Genomic DNA, 17,999 nt, shown 5'->3' on the forward strand with positions numbered 1-17,999 from the left:
GTTTTTGGAAACAATATGACGATACTCGATGGCACCTTGCAGGACCTCAACGATCTGTACTTTTTTGCCGCGGTGGTCGAGCACGGTGGGTTCTCGTCGGCTGGCAGGGCGCTTGGCATCCCCAAGTCCCGCCTGAGCAAGCGCATCGCGCAGCTTGAAGACCGCCTGGGTGTGCGCCTGTTGCAGCGGACCACCCGGCGTTTCGTGGTGACCGAGGTCGGCGAGCGCTTCTACGGGCATTGCCGCGCGGTGCTCGAAGAGGCGCGGGCGGCGCAGGACGCGGTCGATGAGTTGCGTTCCGAGCCGCGTGGCGTGGTGCGGGTCAGCTGCCCGGTGTCGTTGTCGCAAACGGTTCTGGCGGACGTGCTGCCGGGCTTTCTCGCACAGCACCCTAAGGTGCTGGTGCGGCTGATTGCCACCAACCGTCGTGTCGACCTGATCGGCGAAGGCGTCGACGTGGCGATCCGGGTGCGCAGCAAGCTCGATACAGATGCGACCCTGGTCGTGCGCAGCTTCGGTCAATCGCGGGTGTTGGCTGTGGCAAGCCCCTCGTTGCTCGATACATATGGCCGTCCCAAGCAGCCATCGGATCTATCGCAGCTGCCGGCGTTGACCATGAGCGAGCACGAAGGCGCGCAAAGCTGGGAGCTGGTAGGCGCCGATGGCGAACGTGTCACCGTAGACATCCATCCGCGCCTGATTACCGGCGAGTTCGGCGCGCTGCTTCAGTCGGCACGTCGTGGCATCGGCGTGACCCTGTTGCCGGAGTTCGTCTGCGCCCCGGCGATCACGGCTGGCGAGCTGGAAGTGGTCCTGCCTGAGTGGAGCGTGCCCGATGGCGTGATGCACTTCGTCTACCCCAGCCGCCGCGGCCTGCTGCCGGGCGTGCGCGCCTTCGTCGACTACCTCGCCGAGCGCCTGCCCGATGCGACGCGCCGTAACCATGAGGATTGCTCGAAGAGGCAGTTGCCGTAAGAAGTTAAGGGTTAGGCGTGAGACACCAGTGCCGCTCTCACTCCTCACTCCTCACCACTAACTCCTTACTCGCGGCGCCGTGCTAGCATCGCCCTCATTTAGCCATCCAGACTTCCCAATCCCGAGCCCATGCATATCCAGACCAAGCTTCCGAAAGTCGGCACCACCATTTTCAGTGTGATGAGTCAGTTGGCGGTGGAACACAAGGCCGTCAACCTGGGGCAGGGGTTTCCCGATTTCGAACCGCCTGAAGCGCTGCGCGATGCGGTGACCCGCGCGATGACCGATGGTCGCAATCAATACGCTCCCGGTATCGGCCTGCCCAATCTGCGCGAACAGATCGCGCTGAAGACCGAGCGTCTCTACGGTCACAAGATCAACGCCGATACCGATGTCACAGTCACCTCCGGTGCGACCGAAGCCCTGTTCTCGGCGATCGCCGCGATCGTGCGCGAAGACGAAGAAGTGATCGTGTTCGATCCGGCCTACGACAGCTACGAGCCGGCGATCGAACTGCAGGGCGCGCGCGCCGTGCATATTCCGCTGACCGTGCCGACGTTTTCGATCGACTGGCAGCGCGTGCGTGACGCCGTCACGTCCAAGACGCGCATGATCCTGATCAACAGCCCGCACAATCCCTCCGGCGCGGTGCTTTCCCGCGCCGACCTGGATGAATTGGCGGCGATCGTGCGCGACACCGACATCGTCGTGCTCTCCGACGAGGTGTACGAACATATCGTCTATGACGGTGCCGAACATCAAAGCGTGCTGCGTCATCCCGAGCTCGCCGTGCGCAGCATCGTGGTGTCGTCGTTCGGCAAGACGTTCCACTGCACGGGTTGGAAGCTCGGCTATGCCGTGGCACCGAAGGCGCTGTCGGCCGAGTTCCGCAAGGTGCATCAGTACCTGACGTTCTGCACCTTCCATCCGGCGCAACAGGCCTTCGCCGAGTTCCTGGCAAGCACGCCAGAGCATTATCTGGAATTGCCCTCGTTCTATCAGGTGAAACGCGACCGTTTCCGTGCGCTGATCGCGCCGTCGCGTCTCAAGCTGCTCGACGTGTCGGGTGGTTATTTTCAGTTGGTCGACTACTCGGCGATCCGCGACGAAGACGATGTCGCGTTCTGCGAGTGGATGGTCAAGCATGCCGGCGTGGCGGCGATTCCGCTGACACCGTTCTATGAGAAGGCGCCGGGTACGCGCCTGGTGCGCCTGTGCTTTGCCAAGAGCGACGCGACCATGGACGCGGCTGCGGAGCGCCTATGCAAGCTCTGACCGTCAGCCTGATCCAGGGTGCTACGCGCTGGCACGATGCGCCTGCCAATCGCGCGTACTACGGCGATCTCGTGCGTTCGGCCGGCAAGACCGACCTGATCGTATTGCCCGAAACGTTCCTTTCCGGCTTCAGCAATGACACGCGTGCCAGTGCCGATACGATGGAGGGCGAGGGTGTTGCCTGGATGCGTGCCCTGGCCGCCGAAGTGGATGCGGTGTTGTGCGGCAGCCTGGCGATACGCGAAGGCGATACCGTCTACAACCGCCTGATCTGGGCGCGTCCGGACGGCAGTTTCGAGCAATACGACAAGCGTCACTTGTTCCGCATGGCCGGCGAACACACGCGCTACGGTGGTGGCGACAAGCGGTTGATCGTCGAGCTGAAAGGCTGGCGGATTCTGCCGCAGGTTTGCTACGACCTGCGCTTTCCGGTTTGGCTGCGCAATCGGCGCCTGGAGCAGAGCACCGGCGGCATGGATTACGACTTGTCGATTTTCGTCGCCAACTGGCCGGCGCCGCGTCGTCAACCGTGGCGTACCTTGCTGCGCGCGCGTGCGATCGAAAATCTTTCGTATGTGATCGGTTTGAATCGCGTCGGTGTCGATGGCAATGAGCTGCCGTACGCTGGCGATAGCGCGGTGATCGACCCGGTGGGAGAACCGCTGATCGAATTGGGTTCGCAGCAACAGATCGTTACCGTGACGCTTGATCCGGCGCCTCTGCTTGCCCATCGCGAGCGCTTTCCGGCGTGGATGGATGCGGACGCTTTTACGCTTTCCCTGGATTGACCGAGTCGTGCGCGTATTGACTCATGCGCGCACGATGCCGATGCCCAGCTGGACGAAGGGTGTCATCGAGGATTCGATCGCACCGGCGTCGATAACCATGCTGCTCACTGCCGCCGCTTCCGCGACGACATACGGTGACGCGGCGTTAATTTTCTCGGCCGATGCGAGTACCACGGTCTCCGCGGCGCGCGCCATAAGTGCGCGCTTGATATAGGCCTCTTCCAGGTCGCCGGTGCTTAGCCCGGCGCTGGGATGGATGCCGGTAACCCCCATGAAGTAGGTATCGGCGCGGATATGCCCGATGGCCTCGATGGCGGCGGCGCCGATCGCAACGATGGAGTGTTTGAACAACCGGCCGCCGATCATGATGACCTCGATATCCGGATGCTCGATCAGTTCGAGTGCCACGCTCGGGCTATGAGTCACCACGGTAGCTTTCAACGTCAAAGGCAGGTGCCGCGCCATCTGCACGCACGTCGTGCCGCCATCGATGATGACTACCTGGCCAGGCCTCACCATGCTCGCCGCTTTTCGTGCAATGGCGGATTTGCCATCGGTGCTGATCTGTTGCCGCTGCTCAAAAGTCCCGATCGCCGGCGAGGCGGGCAACGCGCCGCCATGCACGCGTTGCAGCAATCCCTCGGCCGCGAGCTCACGCAGATCGCGTCGGATCGTGTCCTCGGAGACTGCGAACGATTCGCTCAAATCCTTGGCGATCACCTGTCCGTCGCGCTTGAGCGCGGCGAGGATGGCCTGCTTTCTATGGCTGGTGAGCATGCACGAAATTCATTGACATTGCACGAAACTGCACGATAAGGTCTTTTCCCACTCCTGTCCAGTCTCAGGTATGCCTATGTCGCCAGTTGTCGAGCGCGTCCGTGTCGTGGAAAGCCAGGTGCTATCCAATGATTGGTACCTGCTGAAGAAAACCATCTTTGATTTCCGCCGTGCCAACGGCGAGTGGCAGCGTCAGCAGCGGGAGACCTATGACCGCGGCAATGGTGCGGTGATCCTGCTGTATCAACCAAGGTCACGCCATGTCGTCCTGGTACGCCAGTTTCGTTTTCCCGCTTACGTCAACGGCCATGACGGCATGCTCGTCGAAGCACCCGCCGGTCTGCTCGACGAGGCGACGCCGGAGCAGCGTATTCGTGCGGAGGTCGAAGAGGAGACCGGTTATCGAGTGGGCGAAGTCAGCAAAGTATTCGAGGCCTTTATGAGTCCCGGGTCGGTCACCGAAAAGCTGTACTTCTTTGTGGCCGAGTACGACGCGGATGCAAAGGTTGGCCATGGCGGCGGTATCGAGTCCGAAGGCGAAGACATAGAGGTGCTGGAGTTGCCGTTCGAGGATGCGTTGGCGATGGTGAGTCATGGCGAAATCGTCGATGCGAAGACGATCATGCTATTGCAGTACGCACAGTTGAATATATTTACGGCTGCACTGGAACGTTGAGTTAGTCAGCGTCTTTGCGCGCAGCGAACCACCGGCATAAAGGTGTAGGAAAACCCCTCCGACCTCGGATATAGATCGGCCGTGGAATATCGGTCGCGATGTCGCTGGCCTAGGATGCAACGCGTGGCAGGCAGACGCCTTGCGCATGGACAGCGCCCCGCGTGTCGTTTCGCTATATCGTCATCGGTTGGTCGCTGGCGGCGTCCCCAGATCGATGCGATGAGCGGTACGGCTTGGGCCATGGCGTCATCCATTGTCCCGGCCTGTCCCGCAACCGCAGGGAGGCTCCAAAGGGCGATGGCCATGGACAGGGGGAGGGCGGAGGCCGCCGCTCGAGATAACGGTGGCCTTCGCTTGTTCAGGCGCCAAGGATCGTGCCCGTGAACCGCCATAGTCTAGAGCAGGTTGAGCACCGACTCGGGTGGACGGCCAATTGCCGCCTTGCCATCGACAACCACGATGGGCCGCTCGATAAGAATTGGATGCGCCGCCATGGCAGCGATGAGCGCATCGTCGCCAAGCGTCGGTTCGTCCAGACCCAGTTCGCGATAATCCGGCTCGTTGCTGCGGATCAATTCACGCGGTGTCATGCCGAGCTGATCGAGCAGTTGCGTCAGCTCGGCCACGCTGGGCGGCGTTTCCAGATAGTTGACGACTTCACACGTGCAGCCACGTTCCTGCAGCAGCGCCAGCGTGGCGCGCGACTTGGAACAGCGCGCGTTGTGGTAGATGCGTGCGGCAGTAGCCATCGGCGATGCGATCAGCGATTGCCGCCGCGGTTGCCGCCGCCGCTACGGTTGCCACCGCCGCCGCCGGGACGACGATTACCGCCACCCTGGCCTTGCGGACGACCGCCGCCCCCTTGCGGGCGACCACCACCGGAACCCTGCGGACGACCGCCGCCGGAGCCTTGCGAACGGTTGCCGCCGCCTTGACCGGGACGACCGCCCTGGCCGCCACGATTGCCGCCCTGGCCTTGGCCCTGACCGCCGCCGCCGAAGCCGCCGTACGGATTGCCGCTACGCGCGCCAGCCGGTTTGCCGGGGCCGCGACGCTGGCCTTGGCCCGCGCCACCACCGGCAGCACCGCCGCCGTAGCCACGGCCGGGGCCGCGCGCTGCGCCGCCGCCTTCGCGGCTGTCGCCGGCAAACCACGTGCGCACTGAAGGCAGCTCCTGCCCGGGCGCCACGCCACGCTTGCCACCGGGCTTGCGACGGCCCGGATTGGCACCGCGATCGGGGCGAGCCACATTGCCGTTCACTTCCTTGCCCGGGCTGCGGCGCGGCTTGCCACGCGTGGGTTCGTCGCGGATGCGATCGAAGGCACGCAGTTCGCGCGCTTCGTCCGCGTAACCGCCGGCGTATGCGTTGCCGGTGCCGCGCTCGGGGCGATATTCGGTGACATTGCGATTGGCGCGGCGCTGGTGTAGCACCGGGCTCAGGGTCAGCACCGGTTGCGGTGCGCCCAGACCGGTCACCTTGCGCAAGTCCTTGACGATTTCTTCGCTCAGCGTTTCGCAATCGCCACGGCGCAATGCGCGCGGCAGATCGACGTTGCCGTAACGGATACGCTTCAGTCGGCTGACCAGGAAACCCTGCGAGTCCCACAAGCGACGCACTTCGCGGTTGCGGCCTTCGCGGATGACCACGCGGAACCAGCTATGGCTGCCGCCGCGGCTGATGATGGCGATTTCGTCGAAACGGGCCGGGCCGTCTTCGAGTTCGATGCCGGCTTTGAGTTTTTCGATGACTTCATCGGGCACTTCACCGTGCACGCGGCAAAGGTATTCGCGCTCCAGGCCACTCTTGGGATGCATCAGCGCGTTGGCGAGATCGCCATCGGTGGTGAGCAGGAGCAGGCCGGTCGTGTTGATATCCAGGCGCCCCACGGCGACCCAGCGCGCGCCCTTCAGTCGCGGCAGCTGTTCGAACACGGTGGGACGGCCTTCGGGATCTTCGCGAGTGGTCACCACGCCTTCGGGCTTGTGGTAGACCAGCACTTCGGTCTCGTCGCGATTGTCGGTGGCGACCACGAATTGCTTGCTGTCGATGGTCACGCGATCGCCGGCGTGAACGCTGGCGCCGATGCCGGCTGCCGCGCCGTTCACCTCGACTTCGCCGGCCTGGATGCGTTGCTCCAGCATGCGGCGCGAGCCCAGGCCCGCGTTGGCCAGCACCTTGTGCAGGCGCTCTTCCAGCGGTGGGACGTTTTCGTTACGCGGTTCGCGTTTCAGGGTCAGTACGGATTTCTGCGGCGCATTCATGCGCGGTACTCCTCGGTATCTTGCTCGTCGGCGTCGCCGTGTTCGGCGTCCGCGGTATTTGCTGCGTCATCGCTCTTGGCGGTGCTCGCAGCCGTATCGGGTTCTTCCACCGACAAGGCGTCGTCGGAAGCGTGTTCGGCGGCAGGTTCGGTGACGTCCTGCGCGATGTGTTCGGATGCGGGCGGCGAAACGTGGAAAGTTTCGGCTTCGTCGTTATCGGTCTCGTCGACCGATGCATCCGGATCGGCGACGTGATTGTCCGGCGTGTGGCTTTCCGCAGCCTTATCCTGCGCTTCGGCTTCGGCTTGCGCCTGGTTCTCGGCGAGCTCGTCGTCCGTGCCGTGCTCCAGCTCCGCGTCCGGATCGATCGGAAGATCCTTGATCACGCGCGGCGGCAGCGGATTCTGGTCGATCCGCATCTGCGGGTCTTCCATATCGCGGATTTCCGACAGCGGCGGCAGCTCGTCCAGCGATTTCAGATTGAAGTAGTCCAGGAACAGGCGGGTGGTGCCGAACAGGGCCGGCTTGCCGGGCACGTCGCGGTAGCCCACCACGCGGATCCATTCGCGCTCTTCCAGTGTCTTGACGATATTGGACGACACCACCACGCCGCGGATCTGTTCGATTTCCGGGCGGGTAATGGGCTGGCGATAGGCAATCAAGGCCAGCGTCTCCAGCAGTGCGCGCGAATAGCGGCTGGGTTTTTCCGTCCACATCCGCGAAATCCACGGATGCACGTCCTGGCGTACCTGGTATCGAAAGCCGGAGGCGACTTCCAATAGTTGTACGCCGCGGCCTTCGCAGTCGGCGGCCAGGGCTTCGAGCGCCTTGGCGATATCCTCGCGACCGACTTCCTCATCTTCGTTGAACAGCTCGTTCAACTGGACGACGGTCATCGGTTGGGAGGCGGCCAACAACGCGGCCTCGATAATGGGTTTCAATTGCTCGATCTGCATGGCCTTCAGGTCGGATGCGGATGCATTATTCGTAGGCTGACGCGGCGAGGTCGTCATCGGGGGCGGTTTCTTCCGCTTCCGCCGGTTCCTCTGCCATCGCCACCTTTGCCTTGACGTAAATCGCTGCCAGCGGTTCTTCCTGCACGATCTCCACCAACATTTCCTTGGCCAGTTCCAGCATGGCCAGGAAGGTCACCACCACGCCCAACCGCCCTTCGCTGACATCGAACAGGGTTTCAAAGCGGTGGAACTGACTGTCATTCAAGCGGCCCAGCAACTCGCCCATACGCTGGCGAACGCTGAGCGCCTCGCGTTTGATTGCGTGATGACCGAACAATTCGGCACGGTGCATCACATCCTTGAGTGCCAGCAAAAGCTCCTTGAGGTCCAACGGTGGCGGCAACTTGATCACGTTGCGCTCGCCGACGTCGGCCTGGACCACTACCGTGTCGCGCTCCAGCCGGGGCAGGGCATCGATATCTTCGGCAGCACGCTTGAACCGCTCGTACTCCTGCAAACGACGTACCAGCTCGGCACGCGGGTCTTCCTCGATGCCTTCTTCAGAGGGCGGCCGGGGCAACAGTAGCCTCGACTTGATCTCGGCCAGGATCGCGGCCATCAGCAGGTATTCGGCCGCCAGCTCCAGGCGCATGACATCGCGCATCAACTCGATGTATTCCATGTACTGCCGGGTAATCTCGGCGACGGGAATATCCAGAATGTCCAGGTTTTGCCGGCGGATCAGATAAAGCAGCAGATCCAGCGGGCCCTCGAACGCCTCCAGGATGACTTCGAGCGCATCCGGCGGAATGTACAGATCCTGCGGCATCTGCAACATCGGCTCGCCGCGCACGATGGCCAGCGGCATTTCCTGTTGTTGCGGTACCGACGCGAAAGCGTCCTGCGGTGCTACGACCGCTTCGGGCTCGGTGCTCATCAATACATGTCGTTGGGCCGCGTGTGGGCGGCAGGTAATGCTTTCAACACATTAGGAACCGTTCTGTCCGGCCGGTAAGTCCCGGCGTGCGCTTAACGAATGTCCCCGTCAGGATGCCGATTGTCAGGCGGCGACCCGATGACCCTGAAGCTAAATAATCGTTGGCGTTCAGCTGCGGCGCCACGCGCGCCATCGTCATCCCGGTATCTCGCTTGATGAAACCGCTCTGCGGCGATTTCGGTCAGGCGGGCCGTGCTGAGCGACCACCACGGCACCATCGTTCGGCCAGTTAACCGGTACGACGACGCAAGCCATGAGGTGACGAGCCTGGCGTCACTGATGGTTTGGCGGTCTGCTGAGTGCATGGGGCTTGAGCCGTGGCAACCGGTTTGGACCGGCTTGTGCGGCAATCTAAGAACCCTTGCGTGGCTGACAGAGTAATGGCAGTGAGACGACAAGTCCAGTATCGCCCCTGGATTAAGGGCGGGATATTCAGCACTGAGGCGCCTGGGGTTATCAGCGCAGTGCCGCCTATTCGGTAGTGGGGCAGCATGTGACCCATCGTGTCGGCGCATGGCGCGGTTCGGTCATGATGCTATGCGACAAATCGCCCGCGCATGGTCGCAATAGCTGTCAAACCGCACATATTCGAGCGATAGCGGCGATAAAGTCGCGTCTACAAATGCCTAAAACGACCTTGAAATGATACAAATAGGTGACATGGCATACGGCTTGCTTTGCGGTGGTAAGTGGTCGCCAAAGAAACGGGGTTCGAGCGGCGGGGTGCCCTTGGACGAACCGGCGAGCAGGCGGCGGGGAGAAGGCGCGTGACGAAAGACGACCAAACCAGCAAAGGAAGCGATTCGGAGCAGCTGAGGCCGGCGCGCATGCGCATCGAGACCACAGTGCTGATGAGCCGCGGCGATCAATCGCAGCCCACCGATCTGGTGGACATCTCGGCCACCGGCGTTCTGTTACGCCGCCCCCTGGGCTGGAAAGGCGAGGCCGGCCAGAGCTGGGTGCTGGACATGATCTTCGGCCATGACCTGCATATCCACCTGGAGGCCATCGTCGCGCGCGTATCGAGCCGCCACATCGGCTTTGCCTATACCCACATTCCCGAAGACAAGCAGGTGCCTCTGTGGAATCTGCTGGGCGGCTATGCGGATATTTTGGAGATGTGGAAGGACGAGTAGGCTCGGCTTTCAACACAAAAAAAGCCCGCATCAAGCGGGCTTTTTTTTATGGGCTTGGAGAGCACTCAGGCCGCAGCCGGCTTCTTCTCATCGCGTAGTTCACGCCGCAGAATCTTGCCTACATTGCTCTTGGGCAGCGCGTCGCGGAACTCGATCACCTTGGGGCGCTTATAACCGGTGAGGTTCTCCTTGCAGAACTGCTTGAGCTCCTCGACGGTAAGGTTCGGGTCCTTGCGCACCACGAAAATCTTCACCACTTCGCCGGAATGCTCGTCGGGCATGCCGATGGCGGCCACTTCGGCCACGCCAGGGTGCTGCATGACGGCGTCTTCGACTTCGTTCGGGTACACGTTGAAGCCGGACACCAGGATCATGTCCTTCTTGCGATCGACGATATAGAAGTAGCCGTTCTCGTCCATCTTGGCGATGTCGCCAGTGTGCAGCCAACCGTCGCTGCCGAGCACCTTGATGGTTTCGTCCGGACGCTGCCAGTAACCCTTCATCACCTGCGGGCCGTGGATCATCAGCTCACCCACTTCGCCCACGCCAAGCGGCTGGTTGTCTTCGGACCAGATTGCCGCATCGGTGGAGGACACCGGCAGGCCGATGGAGCCGTTGTACTCCTTCAGGTCGAGCGGGTTGATACATGCCGCCGGCGAGGTTTCGGTCAGGCCGTAGGCCTCGACCAGGGTGCAGCCGGTCACCTTTTTCCAGCGTTCGGCCACCGCGCGCTGCACGGCCATGCCGCCACCCAGGCTCAGGTGCAGGCGCGAGAAATCGAGCTCGGCAAAGCCCGCCGTATTGAGCAGGCCATTGAACAGCGTATTGACGCCGGTCAATGCGGTAAAACCCGATGCCTTGAGCTCCTTGACGAAGGCAGGCATGTCGCGCGGATTGGTAATCAGCCAGCTCAGGCCACCAAGGCGCATGAACACCAGGCCGTTCGCGGTCAGCGAAAAGATGTGATACAGCGGCAACGCCGTAATCACCACTTCCTGGCCCGGTCGCAGATTGGTGCCGATCCACGAACCGGCCTGCAGCATGTTGGCGACCATATTGCCGTGCGTGAGCATCGCACCCTTGGCCACACCGGTGGTGCCGCCGGTGTACTGCAGGAAGGCGATGTCGTCGTGACCGATATCGGGCGTCTTCACCGTGTGGGCCGCGCCACGCGACAAGGCGTCCTTGAAGCGCACCGCCTGCGGCAGGCTGAAGGCCGGTACCAGCTTCTTGACGTTCTTGACGACAAAGTTGACCAGCACGCCCTTGAGGCCGAGCAGATCGCCGATGCCGGTGGTAACGATGTGCTTGACCCCGGTCTCTGCCACGACCTGCTGCAAGGTTGCGGCGAAATTGTCCAACACCACGATGGCTTTCGCGCCGGAATCTTCCAGCTGATGCTTCAGCTCGCGCGCGGTGTACATCGGGTTGGTATTGACCACGATCAGCCCGGCGCGCAACGCGCCGAACAGGGCGATCGGATATTGCAGCACGTTGGGCATCATGATCGCGATGCGATCGCCCTTGACCAGCTTGAGCTCACCGGTGAGATAACCGGCGAACTGCTTGCTCATCGCATCGATCTGGCCGTAGCTGAGCTTCTTGCCAAAACTGGCGAAGGCCGGGCGCTCACGAAAACGTTCGAAGGCTTCTTCCAGCACCGCGACAACCGATGGGTACTGGTTGATGTCGATTTCTGCGGGTACACCATCCGGATAATGCTTCAGCCACGGACGCTCATTGCTCATGTTTTATCCCAAGCTCCCAGTTTCGATCCGCCGATGGTCAGCATCGTGCATTAGCGGTATACGGCCGCGGCATTGGAGCATACGCTTGCGTATGCAGCAAGCCGCGCTGCAACGAGGATAGAGCATGACCAAACGCTTTCGCATCGCCTTGTTTTCGCTGGTGCTGCTCGCCCTGGCCGGTGCCCTGGCGGGCTGCCATCGCACACCCGACGAAGAGCGTATCCGGCAGGCGATTGCCGCGGCCGGCAAGGCCGCCGAACAGGCCGATGCCTCGGCGCTGGCCGATGTGCTCAGCGACGATTTCGATGGGAACGGTGGCCAGACGGACAAGCGTGAGCTGTCCGGCTTGCTCCGTGCTGCGAAATTTCGTGGCGAGACGATCCATGCCCTGATCGGGCCGATCGATGTCGAGCAGCGTGGTGAGCGGTACGTTGCCAAGTTTTCGGTCACCCTGACCAGCGGTGGCAAGTTGCTGCCGGCGCAGATGGGGGTTTATCAGGTCGAGAGTGGCTGGCGAAGGGAAGGGAAAATGTGGGCCTGTTTTACGGCGACGTGGTCGCAATAACGCGAACTCCCTTCCTACTCGTCATTCCGGCCTGCGCCGGAATGACGAGCAAAAAAGAAACCGCCTTTCGGCGGTTTCTTTTCAATCTCAGGCGGCCTTCTTGCTGGCCAACTGCCGCAACACATACTGCAGAATCCCGCCGTGACGGAAGAACTCGCGTTCCTTCGGCGTCAACAGCAGCACCTTCACGGTGAAGCTCTTGGTGCTGCCATCGGCGGCAGTGGCGGTGACCTTGGCGGTCTTCGATTCGCCGCCGTCCAGGCCGACGATGTCAAAGGTTTCCTTGCCGGTCAGGCCCAGCGACTGCGCGTTCTCGCCGTCCTGGAACTGGCAGGGCAGCACGCCCATGCCGACCAGGTTGGAGCGATGGATGCGCTCGAAGCTCTCGGCGATCACGGCCTTGACGCCCAATAGCAACGTGCCCTTGGCCGCCCAGTCGCGCGACGAGCCGGTGCCGTATTCCTTGCCGGCCAGGACCACCAGCGGCGTCTTGTCGGCCTTGTACTTCATCGCCGCGTCGTAGATGGCCAACTGCTCGCCGTTCGGGACGTAGAGCGTGTAGCCGCCTTCGACACCGTCAAGCATCAGGTTCTTGATGCGGATGTTGGCGAACGTGCCGCGCACCATCACGTCGTCGTTGCCGCGACGCGAACCGTAGGAGTTGAAGTCCTTCGGCTCCACGCCCTTGGAGATCAGGAAGCGGCCCGCCGGGCTGTCCTTCTTGATCGAGCCGGCCGGCGAAATGTGGTCGGTGGTGATCGAGTCGCCGAACACGCCCAGTACGCGCGCGCCGTGGATGTCCTCGATCGTGCCCGGCTCCTTGCTCATGCCGTCGAAGTAGGGCGGATTCTTGATGTAGGTCGAGTCGTCCCACTGATAGACCGAGCCGTCCGGTGAGGCGATATGGTTCCAGCGCGTATCGCCCTTGAACACGTCGGCATAGTTCTTTTCGAACATCTGCGGATTGATCGCACCGGCGATGGTGTCGGAGATTTCCTTGTTCGACGGCCAGATGTCTTTCAGGAAAACCGGTTTGCCATCGCTACCGGTGCCCAGCGCGTCCTTGGTCAGATCGATATCGAGCGTGCCCGCCAAGGCATAGGCAACCACCAGCGGCGGCGAAGCGAGATAGTTCATCTTCACTTCCGGATGCACGCGGCCTTCGAAGTTGCGGTTGCCCGAGAGCACCGACGCCACGGCCAGGTCACCTTCGCCGATGCCCTGGCTGATTTCCGGCGGCAGCGGGCCGGAGTTGCCGATGCAGGTGGTGCAGCCGTAGCCGACGATGTAGAAGCCGATCTTTTCCAGCTCCTTGAGCAGGCCGGTTTTTTCCAGGTAATCGGTGACCACCAGCGAACCCGGGCCGATCGAGGTCTTGACCCACGGCTTGGCGGTCAGGCCCTTGGCGGCGGCTTTCTTGGCAAGCAGGCCGGCGCCGAGCATCACCGCCGGGTTGGAGGTGTTGGTGCAGGACGTGATCGCGGCGATCACCACCGAGCCGTCCTTCAGATCGAAGCTCTGGTTGTTGCGCGTGACCGCGACCGAGCCTTCGCCGATGGCATTGGCTTCGTTGCCGATCGCGCTCGCGCCGCCTTCGCCGGCATAGCGCGAAGCGTCGCCATTGCGCGGCTTGCGGTTGGCGGTGAGCGGCCCGACGGCATCGTGGAAGCTCTGCTTGACGCCTTCGAGCAGCACACGATCCTGTGGGCGCTTCGGGCCGGCGAGTGACGGCTTCACTTCGGCCAGGTTGAGTTCCAGCGTGGTGGTGAAGCGCGGCTCGTGCGCGTTTTCGTCGTGCCACAGGCCCTGCGCCTTGGCATAGCTTTCGACCAGCGTGATGTGCGCTTCGGTGCGGCCGGACAGGCGCATGTAATTCAGCGCTTCCTGGTCGACCGGGAAGATGCCGCAGGTCGCACCGTATTCCGGCGCCATGTTGGCGATGGTGGCACGGTCGGCCAGCGGCAAGTGCTTGAGGCCATCGCCGAAGAACTCGACGAACTTGCCCACCACGCCGAGCTTGCGCAGCATCTGCGTCACGGTCAGCACCAGGTCGGTGGCGGTGACGCCCTCGCTGAGCTTGCCGGTCAGCTTGAAACCGACCACTTGCGGAATCAGCATGGAAGAGGGCTGGCCGAGCATGGCCGCTTCGGCTTCGATGCCGCCGACGCCCCAGCCGAGCACGCCGATCCCGTTGATCATGGTCGTGTGGCTGTCGGTGCCGAACACCGTATCGGGATAGGCCCAGCTCTGGCCGTCCTTGTCCGCGGTGAACACCACGCGAGCAAGATGCTCCAGGTTCACCTGGTGCACGATGCCGGTGCGCGGCGGCACCACCTTGAAATTATTGAAGGCCTTCTGCCCCCAGCGCAGGAACGAGTAACGCTCCTGGTTGCGCTCGAATTCGATCTCGACGTTCTTTTCCAGCGCCGACTCGGAGCCGAACGCATCGACCTGGACCGAGTGATCGATCACCAGTTCGGCCGGTGCCAGCGGATTGATCTGGGTGGCGTCGCCACCGAGCTTGACCACCGCATCGCGCATCGCGGCCAGATCGACCACGCAAGGCACGCCGGTGAAATCCTGCAGCACCACGCGGGCGGGCATGAAGGCGATCTCGGTATCGGGCTCGGCCTTGGCGTCCCAGTTGGCGATCGCCTCGATTTCCTTCGAGGTGACGTTGACGCCGTCTTCGTGGCGCAACAGGTTTTCCAACAGGATCTTGAGCGAGTAGGGGAGGTGCTTGAGGTCGAAACGTTGACCAAGTTTGGTCAGGCTGGCGATCTGATACGAGCTGCCGTTGACATTAAGCGTGTCGCGGGTGGCGAATGAATCCAGCATGGGGCGTTACTCCTTTGCAAAGCGGCCTGGTGCGAAATCTTCGGAGCGCACGGGGTGCGAACTGGACAATCCTAAAACAATAGGCGTGAGCGGAATTGTAAAAAACGCTCCCGTGGCTTCCGGCACCCGCTCAGTGTGGGGCCATTGAGGTTACGCGCAAGCGACGGAGGATGCCGATCCCATTGCAAGATTTCGAACGCAGCCGGAAGCGTTGTCTTGCGTTGCGGCAGCCATGGCCCGACTGGCAAAATAGGCGGCTGCAAGCCCTCCAAAAGCGGCATGGCAACACGCTTTCCCTGCCGCGCCAGCCGGTCTTCGGGTCGCCGCGCTCACGTAGCGCGACGCAGCCGAGGCTACGCCAATCGCAACTTCATGGACCTGGACACTATGCTCAACGCCTACCGCCAACATGTCGCCGAACGCGCCGCACTGGGTATCCCCGCGCTGCCGTTGTCGGCCCAGCAGACTGCCGAGCTGATCGAGCTGCTGAAGAACCCGCCGGCTGGCGAAGAGACTTTCCTGGTCGACCTGATCGCCAACCGCGTGCCGGCCGGCGTGGACGATGCCGCCAAGGTCAAGGCGTCCTACCTGGCCGCCGTGGCGTTCGGCACGGAAAAGTGCGCGCTGATCAGCCGCGAGAAGGCCACCGTGCTGCTGGGCACCATGCTTGGCGGCTACAACATCCATCCGCTGATCGAACTGCTCGATGACGCGCAGGTCGGCCCCATTGCCGGCGAGGCGCTGAAGAAGACCCTGCTGATGTTCGACGCCTTCCATGACGTCAAGGACAAGGCTGACAAGGGCAACGCGAATGCCAAGGCCGTGCTGCAGAGCTGGGCCGATGCCGAATGGTTTACCAGCCGCCCCGCCGTGCCCGAGAGCATGACGATCACCGTGTTCAAGGTGCCGGGCGAGACCAACACCGACGACCTGTCGCCGGCCCCCGATGCCACCACGCGTCCGGACATTCCGATGCACGCGCTGGCGATGCTCAAGAACAAGCGCGACGGCGCGCCGTTCCAGCCCGAAGAAGATGGTAAGCGCGGTCCGATCCAGCAGATTCTCGATCTCAAGAACAACGGCCATCTGGTCGCCTATGTCGGTGACGTGGTCGGTACCGGTTCGAGCCGCAAGTCGGCGACCAACTCGGTGCTGTGGTGGACCGGCGAGGACATTCCGTTCATTCCGAACAAGCGCTTCGGTGGCGTGTGCCTGGGTTCGAAGATCGCGCCGATCTTCTACAACACGATGGAAGACGCCGGCGCGCTGCCGATCGAACTCGACGTCTCCCAGATGGAGATGGGCGACGTGGTCGAGCTGCGCCCGTACGAAGGCAAGGCGCTCAAGAACGGTGAAGTGATCGCCGAGTTCCAGGTCAAGTCCGATGTGCTGTTCGACGAAGTGCGCGCCGGTGGCCGCATTCCGTTGATCATCGGCCGCGGCCTGACCGCCAAGGCGCGCGAAGCGCTGGGCCTGCCGGCGTCGGACCTGTTCCGCCTGCCGCAGAACCCGGCCGATACCGGCAAGGGCTACACCCTGGCGCAGAAGATGGTCGGCCGCGCCTGCGGCCTGCCGGACGGCCAGGGCGTGCGTCCGGGTACCTATTGCGAGCCGAAGATGACCTCGGTCGGTTCGCAGGACACCACCGGCCCGATGACCCGCGACGAGCTGAAGGACCTGGCCTGCCTGGGTTTCTCGGCCGACCTGGTCATGCAGTCGTTCTGCCACACGGCCGCTTATCCGAAGCCGGTCGACGTCAAGACGCATCACGAGCTGCCCGCCTTCATCTCCACCCGCGGCGGCATCAGCCTGCGTCCGGGCGATGGCGTGATCCACTCCTGGTTGAACCGCATGCTGCTGCCCGACACCGTCGGCACCGGCGGCGACAGCCACACCCGTTTCCCGATCGGCATCTCGTTCCCGGCAGGCTCCGGCCTAGTCGCCTTCGCGGCGGCCACCGGCGTGATGCCGCTGGACATGCCCGAGTCGGTGCTGGTGCGCTTCAAGGGCGAACTGCAGCCGGGCGTGACGTTGCGTGACCTGGTCAATGCGATCCCGCTCTACGCGATCAAGCAGGACCTGCTCACCGTCGCCAAGCAGGGCAAGAAGAACATCTTCTCCGGCCGCATCCTGGAAATCGAAGGTCTGCCGGATCTGAAGGTGGAGCAGGCGTTCGAGCTGTCCGACGCCTCGGCCGAGCGTTCGGCGGCCGGTTGCACCGTGCATTTGAACAAAGCGCCGATCATCGAGTACTTGAACTCGAACATCACCTTGCTCAAGTACATGATCGCCCAGGGCTACCAGGACGCGCGCAGCCTGCATCGCCGCATCAAGGCGATGGAAGCATGGCTGGCCAATCCCCAATTGCTAGAACGCGATGCCGACGCCGAATACGCCGCTGTCATCGAGATCGACCTGGCCGACGTACACGAGCCGATCGTGGCGTGCCCGAACGATCCAGATGACGTCAAGACGCTGTCCGATGTCGCTGGCGCTTCGATCGATGAAGTGTTCATCGGCTCGTGCATGACCAATATCGGTCATTTCCGTGCAGCGTCGAAGCTGCTGGAAGGCAAGCGCGATATCCCGACCAAGCTCTGGGTCGCCCCGCCGACCAAGATGGACCAGAAGCAGCTGACCGAGGAAGGCCATTATGGTGTGCTCGGCACCGCCGGCGCGCGCATGGAAATGCCGGGCTGCTCGCTGTGCATGGGCAACCAGGCGCAGGTACGTGAGGGCGCGACCGTGTTCTCCACCTCGACCCGCAACTTCCCCAACCGCCTGGGCAAGAACTCCAATGTCTACCTGGGTTCGGCCGAACTGGCGGCGATCTGCTCGCGTCTGGGTCGCATCCCGACCAAGCAGGAGTACATGGCCGACATCGGCGTGATCAACGCCAATGGCGACAAGATCTACCAGTACATGAACTTCGATCAGATCGAAGACTTCAAGCAGGTGGCGGATACCGTTACGGCTTGAGAGCCGTGGTGAGTTGAGCGTCTGCA

14 protein-coding genes are annotated in these 17,999 nt (G+C 62.6%); 7 read left to right on the top strand and 7 right to left on the bottom strand.

The window, feature by feature from the left end:
* Nucleotides 1–15 precede the first annotated feature (15 nt).
* The 3 genes from QMG46_RS13945 to QMG46_RS13955 all read left to right on the top strand — a co-directional run bounded on the left by QMG46_RS13945 (nucleotide 16) and on the right by QMG46_RS13955 (nucleotide 3,038).
* Nucleotides 16–975: a LysR substrate-binding domain-containing protein gene (locus tag QMG46_RS13945; protein WP_281848431.1), complete on the top strand. Its 960-nt coding sequence runs from the start codon at nucleotides 16–18 to the stop codon at nucleotides 973–975.
* Between the two features lie 129 nt (nucleotides 976–1,104).
* Nucleotides 1,105–2,250, top strand: a complete 1,146-nt coding sequence (locus tag QMG46_RS13950) for a pyridoxal phosphate-dependent aminotransferase (protein ID WP_281848432.1) — start codon at nucleotides 1,105–1,107, stop codon at nucleotides 2,248–2,250.
* Nucleotides 2,238–3,038, top strand: coding sequence for an amidohydrolase (locus QMG46_RS13955; RefSeq protein ID WP_281848434.1), 801 nt, complete (start codon nucleotides 2,238–2,240; stop codon nucleotides 3,036–3,038). Before QMG46_RS13950 ends, QMG46_RS13955 begins: the two co-directional genes overlap by 13 nt.
* A gap of 21 nt (nucleotides 3,039–3,059) precedes the next feature.
* On the opposite strand, the gene QMG46_RS13960 is transcribed toward QMG46_RS13955, so the two are convergent.
* Nucleotides 3,060–3,815: a DeoR/GlpR family DNA-binding transcription regulator gene (locus QMG46_RS13960; RefSeq protein WP_281848435.1), complete on the bottom strand. Its 756-nt coding sequence runs from the start codon at nucleotides 3,813–3,815 to the stop codon at nucleotides 3,060–3,062.
* A gap of 76 nt (nucleotides 3,816–3,891) precedes the next feature.
* Here QMG46_RS13960 and QMG46_RS13965 point away from each other — a divergent pair, with 76 nt between their 5' ends.
* On the top strand, nucleotides 3,892–4,491 hold the full coding sequence (locus QMG46_RS13965; protein WP_281848436.1) for an NUDIX domain-containing protein: 600 nt from the start codon (nucleotides 3,892–3,894) through the stop codon (nucleotides 4,489–4,491).
* 395 nt (nucleotides 4,492–4,886) lie between these two features.
* Here the strand turns inward: QMG46_RS13965 and arsC are convergent, their stop codons facing one another.
* The 4 genes from arsC to QMG46_RS13985 are packed head-to-tail and all read right to left on the bottom strand — an operon-like array spanning nucleotide 4,887 to nucleotide 8,647.
* A complete protein-coding gene (gene arsC, locus QMG46_RS13970) occupies nucleotides 4,887–5,240 on the bottom strand; it encodes an arsenate reductase (glutaredoxin) (RefSeq protein WP_281848437.1) in 354 nt (117 codons plus the stop codon).
* Between the two features lie 11 nt (nucleotides 5,241–5,251).
* On the bottom strand, nucleotides 5,252–6,754 hold the full coding sequence (locus QMG46_RS13975) for a pseudouridine synthase (protein WP_281848439.1): 1,503 nt from the start codon (nucleotides 6,752–6,754) through the stop codon (nucleotides 5,252–5,254).
* Nucleotides 6,751–7,710 (bottom strand): SMC-Scp complex subunit ScpB, encoded by a 960-nt coding sequence (gene scpB, locus QMG46_RS13980; RefSeq protein WP_281852895.1) that lies wholly within the window; start codon nucleotides 7,708–7,710, stop codon nucleotides 6,751–6,753. The genes QMG46_RS13975 and scpB overlap by 4 nt, the downstream gene beginning before the upstream one ends.
* Nucleotides 7,711–7,735: 25 nt before the next feature.
* On the bottom strand, nucleotides 7,736–8,647 hold the full coding sequence (locus QMG46_RS13985; RefSeq protein ID WP_281848440.1) for a segregation and condensation protein A: 912 nt from the start codon (nucleotides 8,645–8,647) through the stop codon (nucleotides 7,736–7,738).
* 887 nt (nucleotides 8,648–9,534) lie between these two features.
* Between QMG46_RS13985 and QMG46_RS13990 the strand changes: the two genes are divergently transcribed.
* A complete protein-coding gene (locus QMG46_RS13990) occupies nucleotides 9,535–9,843 on the top strand; it encodes a PilZ domain-containing protein (RefSeq protein ID WP_281852896.1) in 309 nt (102 codons plus the stop codon).
* 65 nt (nucleotides 9,844–9,908) lie between these two features.
* Here QMG46_RS13990 and QMG46_RS13995 read toward each other — a convergent pair whose 3' ends face one another.
* Nucleotides 9,909–11,591, bottom strand: a complete 1,683-nt coding sequence (locus QMG46_RS13995) for an AMP-binding protein (RefSeq protein ID WP_281848441.1) — start codon at nucleotides 11,589–11,591, stop codon at nucleotides 9,909–9,911.
* Nucleotides 11,592–11,715: 124 nt separating this feature from the next.
* On the opposite strand from QMG46_RS13995, the gene QMG46_RS14000 reads away from it, so the two are divergent.
* Nucleotides 11,716–12,156 (top strand): hypothetical protein, encoded by a 441-nt coding sequence (locus QMG46_RS14000; protein WP_281848442.1) that lies wholly within the window; start codon nucleotides 11,716–11,718, stop codon nucleotides 12,154–12,156.
* An 87-nt stretch (nucleotides 12,157–12,243) separates the two neighbouring features.
* Here QMG46_RS14000 and acnA read toward each other — a convergent pair whose 3' ends face one another.
* On the bottom strand, nucleotides 12,244–14,994 hold the full coding sequence (gene acnA / locus QMG46_RS14005) for an aconitate hydratase AcnA (protein WP_281848443.1): 2,751 nt from the start codon (nucleotides 14,992–14,994) through the stop codon (nucleotides 12,244–12,246).
* Between the two features lie 387 nt (nucleotides 14,995–15,381).
* On the opposite strand from acnA, the gene acnB reads away from it, so the two are divergent.
* Complete coding sequence (gene acnB / locus QMG46_RS14010) at nucleotides 15,382–17,973, top strand: bifunctional aconitate hydratase 2/2-methylisocitrate dehydratase (protein WP_281852897.1); 2,592 nt, start codon at nucleotides 15,382–15,384, stop codon at nucleotides 17,971–17,973.
* The last annotated feature ends 26 nt before the right edge of the window (nucleotides 17,974–17,999 follow it).

Source organism: Dyella sp. GSA-30 (assembly GCF_027924605.1).
Lineage (GTDB): Bacteria > Pseudomonadota > Gammaproteobacteria > Xanthomonadales > Rhodanobacteraceae > GSA-30.